Here is a 4,466-nt window from a genome sequence, read left to right as displayed (position 1 = left end):
CCGCCGATCTCACCAAGACGAGCAACATTGACCATGCGATGCTTCAAGCCGGGGCGGACGCTCCTCACGATCCTGCTGCTCTCGACAGCAAGCTGCGCGGCGGGAATTTCTAACACGTGCCCGCCCGTGGTCGCCTACGATCCGGCGACCCAAACCCAGGCGGCCGACGAGCTGAAGACGCTGCCGGCCGGGTCGGCCCTGCAGCGCTTCATGCTCGACTACGGGACGATGCGCGCCCAGGCCCGCGCCTGCGCTGCGACGGGCCAATGACCGACATCGTCGACCAGGCGCAGGAGCTGGAACAGCGCATGCGCGACGAAGCGCTCGCCCATCACCGGGCGACGCACCGGGTGCCGCGCATCCTCGGTGACGGCGAGCAGGTGATCCAGCCCCGCGACTGTGGTTGCGGCGATCCGATCCCGATGGACCGGCTCGCCCGCAACCCGTTCGCCGAACGGTGCGTGCCCTGCCAAGCGCGGTTCGAACAGCATGAGAAGGCCTGAAGCATATGGATTGGTTGAAGGTTGCGGCGATCGTCGAGATCGTCACGACGGGCTGCACGATACTGTTGGCGGTCGCCGTGTTCTGGCTGCGCCATAGCTTCGTGAAGCACAAGGAATTCACGGCCGCCGCGAAGGCGTCGGGCGAGGCGGTCGACGCGCTGCGCCTCAGAGTTTCCGACTGCGAGCGCCGCCATGAAGGCACCGCGAAGGTCGCGGACATCACCGCGGTGACCGTGCGCCTGACCGAGATCGACGGCAGCGTCCGGACCGTCACCAAGACGGTCGATGGCATGGAAAAGAGCATGGACAAGATCGGCAACGCCGTCGATCGCATCGAGCAATACCTGATCGAGAGAAAGCTATGAGTTTCGAGGATGTCCTCCTCTCGCACCAACGGCTGTGCATCCTTCGGCATCTGAAGGAAGCCCGAGGCTATTCGGCGAACGAGAGCCTGTTGAAGGGCGTTCTGGACGACTTCGGCCTGCATGCCTCGCGTGACCTGGTCTCGACCGTGGTAGCCTGGCTCGACGAGCAGGGGCTGGTCACCCGGGCATTCCCGCGCGAGGCGTCGATCGTCGCCACGATCACGCAGCGCGGCCTGGATGTCGCCACCGGCGACGCGACGGCGCCCGGCGTGCTGCGGCCTGGTCCGGCGTCGCGCCTGCTCAAGTCCGCCGGCGGCGCCTGACATGGCCCACGCGCCCGAAAAGCGGGCGCTCGTTCGGGCGGCCTATGTCCATGAGCGCGTGCCGATCGAGGTCGCGGCCCATAAGGCCGCCGTCTCGATGCGCACGGCGTCGCGCTGGAAGTCCGAGGCGAAGGACGAGGGCGACGATTGGGATCGGGGCCGCACGGCCGCCCGCATGGCCGGCGAGGGCTTCCAGTCGATCGTCCAGGCGATGCTCGAAGACTTCGTGTCGCTGCACCGTTCGACCATGCAGGACGTGCGCGACGACAAGGAGATCTCGCCGCTGGCCAAAGCCGAAGCTCTGTCGCGCCTGGCCGACGCCTTCACCAAGACGATGGGGGCCGCCGCCAAGGCGAGCCCGGAGCTGTCGCGCCTGGCGATCGCCATGGAAGTGATCCGCCTGTTCGGCGAGTTCGTCCGCAAGCGCTTCCCACGCCACGCGCCGGCGTTCGTCGAAGTGCTCGAACCCTTCGCCGAGGCGCTCGCCGCGCAGCTGGGATAGACGATGGCCGACACGCTCGACCTGGCCGCCTGGAACAAGCCGGGCAAGTTCCGTGACAAGGATTTCCTGAAGGCGATCGCCGAATTTTCCGGCGAGCTGAAGGCGACGATCGACGCCGAGGTCGATGGCTTCGATCCGAACCCGGAAGCCCGATCCGAGCGCGTCCGGAACGTCACCGGCACCGGCGGCTTCGAGATCTTCTGCCGGACGTACTTCCCGCACTACGTGAAGGGCGAGCCGTCGGTCATGCACATGCATGTCTTCAGCCGGTTCGAAGCGATCTTCGACGCCCCGAAATCGATCTATGAATGGTTGATCGCGCCGCGCGGCGAGGCGAAGTCGACGATCGTTACCCAGCTGGGCGCGCTCTATGCCGTGGTAACGGGCCAGAAGCACTTCGAGATCATCGCCATGGCCACTCTCGGCCTGTCGGTCATGATGCTGGAGGCGATCAAGGCCGAGCTGGAGTTCAACCCGCGCCTGGCCATGGACTTTCCCGACGTCGCCGGCAAGGGCCGGGTCTGGAAGGAAGCGGTCATCCTGACGCGGAATAACGTCAAGCTCATCGCGATCGGCGCCGGCCAGAAGCCACGCGGCATGCGCCACGGTCCGTTCCGACCGGACCTGGTGCTGCTCGACGATCTGGAAAACGACGAGAACGTGAAGTCGAAGGACCAGCGCGACAAGCTCGACAGCTGGATCGACAAGGCGATCATCCCGCTGGGACCGCCCGGCGGGAAGATGGACGTGTTCTACGTCGGCACGCTTCTGCACTACGACGCGGTGCTGGCGCGCAAGTCGAAGAACCCGATGTGGCGGGGCAAGAAATTCCGATCGGTCATCCGCATGCCCGACCGGATGGATCTGTGGGGAACCTGGGAGGAGCTGCTCCGCAACGCCGCCGAGGATGATGGCGACGGGGATGTCCTCGACCGGGCCGCCGCCGCCGACGCGTTCTATGCCCAGAACCAGGCGGCGATGGACGCCGGCGCCGTCGTGAGCTGGCCGACCGTGCGCCCGATCGAGTTCCTGATGAAGCTCAAGGTGCTGATCGGCGCCGACGCCTTCAACAGCGAGCAGCAGAACGATCCGCTGTCGGACAGCGACGCGCCGTTCCGCGTCGTGCAGTTCTGGATCAACCGTGGCCAAGACTGGTTGCTGTTCGGTGCGCACGACAGCTCGCTCGGCAAGCGCAATCCGTCCCGCGACTTCTCGGCGACCCTGGTCGGCGCCTACGGCCGGCAGAGCGGCAAGCTGCATGTGGTCGAGGCGCTGATCCGCCGCGTCGTGCCCGACGTCCAGATCGCCCAGGTGATCGAGCTGCAGCGCATCCACAACTGTCAGCTCTGGGGCTTCGAGAGCATCGGCTTTCAGGAGTTCATGCGGACCGAGCTGGTCAAGCGCGCGGCGGCGGAGCATTGCCACGTTCCCGCCATGGGGATTGCCAAACACGACTCCCCCAAAGACGTCCGGATCCTGGGCATGCAGATGCATGTCCAGAACGGCATCATCCTGTTCGATTCGCGCCACAAGCTGCTGCTCGAGCAATTGCAGAACTGGCCGATGGCCGATCATGACGACGGTCCGGACGCGCTCGAAATGCTCTGGCAGATCGCCCGGCGCTTCGTCGGCGGCCTCGGCATCATCGGCTCCGGCACCGGCGGCCCGAGCCGCTCCCATCAAACGCTCGACGACTATCGGGGAATGTGACCATGGCCGACACGCCCGTGCCGGGAGACACCAAGCCTGCGACGACGCCCGGATCGCCGGCGACCGCGCCGATCGGCGAGTTCGCCGGCGTCGACCGCAACCCTTATGTCTACGACACGATGGGGATCCTCTATCCCCGCGACCCGACCCTGGCCGCGCGTGGCGGCGGCCGGAGCTATCTGATCTATGACGAAGCCGAGCTGGACCCGCGCGTCTTCTCGGTCATGCAGAAGCGCAAGCGTGCGCTGGCGGCTTTCCCGTGGATGGTGACGGAGGCGAGCAGCGCGCCGGCGGACAAGGCGGCGGCCGAGCTGGTCGAGCGTGCCCTGCACGCCATGAACTTCTCGGCGCTGTGCGAATACCTGAACGACGCCATCCTCAAAGGCTTCTCGGTCGTCGAACTGATCTGGGAGCTGGTCGACGATCGTTGGTGGTTCCCGGTCGAGGCGCGTATCCGCGACCAGCGCCGGTTCCGCTTCGACAAGACTTATGTGCTGCGCATGATTGACCGGACCAACCTGGTCAACGGCTTCGAGCTGCCGGCGCGCAAGTTCATCGTCCACACCTTCAACCCGAAGGACGGCGATCCCTACGGGCGCGGCCTGGGCGCCATCCTGTGGTGGCGGGCCTTCTTCAAGCGCCAGAACGAAGCGGCCTGGCTGATCCACAACGAGAAGTACGGTTCGCCGACCGCTGTCGGCACCTATCCGGTTGGCGCCGGTCCGGACACGCAACAGGCGCTGCTCGATGCCTGCCGGGCCTTCTCGACCGACAGCGCAATCATCAAGCCGGACGGCAGCACGATCGAGCTGCTCGAAGCGTCGGGCTCGGCCGGCGCCGACACGTTCAGCCTGTTCAAGGAAAGCCAGAACGACGACATCAGCGAGACCGTGCTGGGCGCGACCTTCGCGGCCAATGCCGGCCCGCTCGACGGGGGCGCCGGCGCCGATGCCGACACCGAAGACCGCCTCGAACTGGCGCGGAGCGATGCGGACAACCTGGCGCAGGTGCTGAACAAGACCATCGTCGCCTGGATCGTCTGGATCAACATGCCGGCCGCTCG

7 protein-coding genes are annotated in these 4,466 nt (G+C 66.3%); all 7 read left to right on the top strand.

Features of this window, described 5'->3' with window-relative positions; translation table 11 throughout:
* Positions 1 to 126 precede the first annotated feature (126 nt).
* Positions 127 to 270 carry a hypothetical protein gene (locus VGV37_RS26415; protein WP_326882794.1) on the top strand — a complete coding sequence of 48 codons (144 nt, stop codon included), beginning with the start codon at positions 127 to 129 and terminating at the stop codon, positions 268 to 270.
* A complete protein-coding gene (locus VGV37_RS26410; protein ID WP_326882793.1) occupies positions 267 to 503 on the top strand; it encodes a TraR/DksA C4-type zinc finger protein in 237 nt (78 codons plus the stop codon). The genes VGV37_RS26415 and VGV37_RS26410 overlap by 4 nt, the downstream gene beginning before the upstream one ends.
* Positions 504 to 508: 5 nt before the next feature.
* Entirely contained in the window at positions 509 to 868 is a 360-nt protein-coding gene (locus VGV37_RS26405) for a hypothetical protein (RefSeq protein WP_326882792.1), read from the top strand.
* Positions 865 to 1,191 (top strand): ArsR family transcriptional regulator, encoded by a 327-nt coding sequence (locus tag VGV37_RS26400; protein ID WP_326882791.1) that lies wholly within the window; start codon positions 865 to 867, stop codon positions 1,189 to 1,191. Before VGV37_RS26405 ends, VGV37_RS26400 begins: the two co-directional genes overlap by 4 nt.
* A gap of 1 nt (position 1,192) precedes the next feature.
* Positions 1,193 to 1,693, top strand: a complete 501-nt coding sequence (locus VGV37_RS26395; protein WP_326882790.1) for a DUF1804 family protein — start codon at positions 1,193 to 1,195, stop codon at positions 1,691 to 1,693.
* Positions 1,694 to 1,696: 3 nt separating this feature from the next.
* Entirely contained in the window at positions 1,697 to 3,403 is a 1,707-nt protein-coding gene (terL, locus tag VGV37_RS26390; protein WP_326882789.1) for a phage terminase large subunit, read from the top strand.
* Positions 3,404 to 3,405: 2 nt separating this feature from the next.
* Positions 3,406 to 4,466, top strand: a 1,061-nt coding sequence (locus VGV37_RS26385; RefSeq protein ID WP_326882788.1) for a phage portal protein family protein, incomplete at its 3' end; no start/stop codon positions are given.

The organism is Aliidongia sp. (assembly GCF_035943795.1).
Taxonomy (GTDB): domain Bacteria; phylum Pseudomonadota; class Alphaproteobacteria; order ATCC43930; family CGMCC-115725; genus Aliidongia.
The sequence above is the reverse complement of the archived record's forward strand: the minus strand, read 5'-3'. Positions and strand labels throughout refer to the sequence as shown.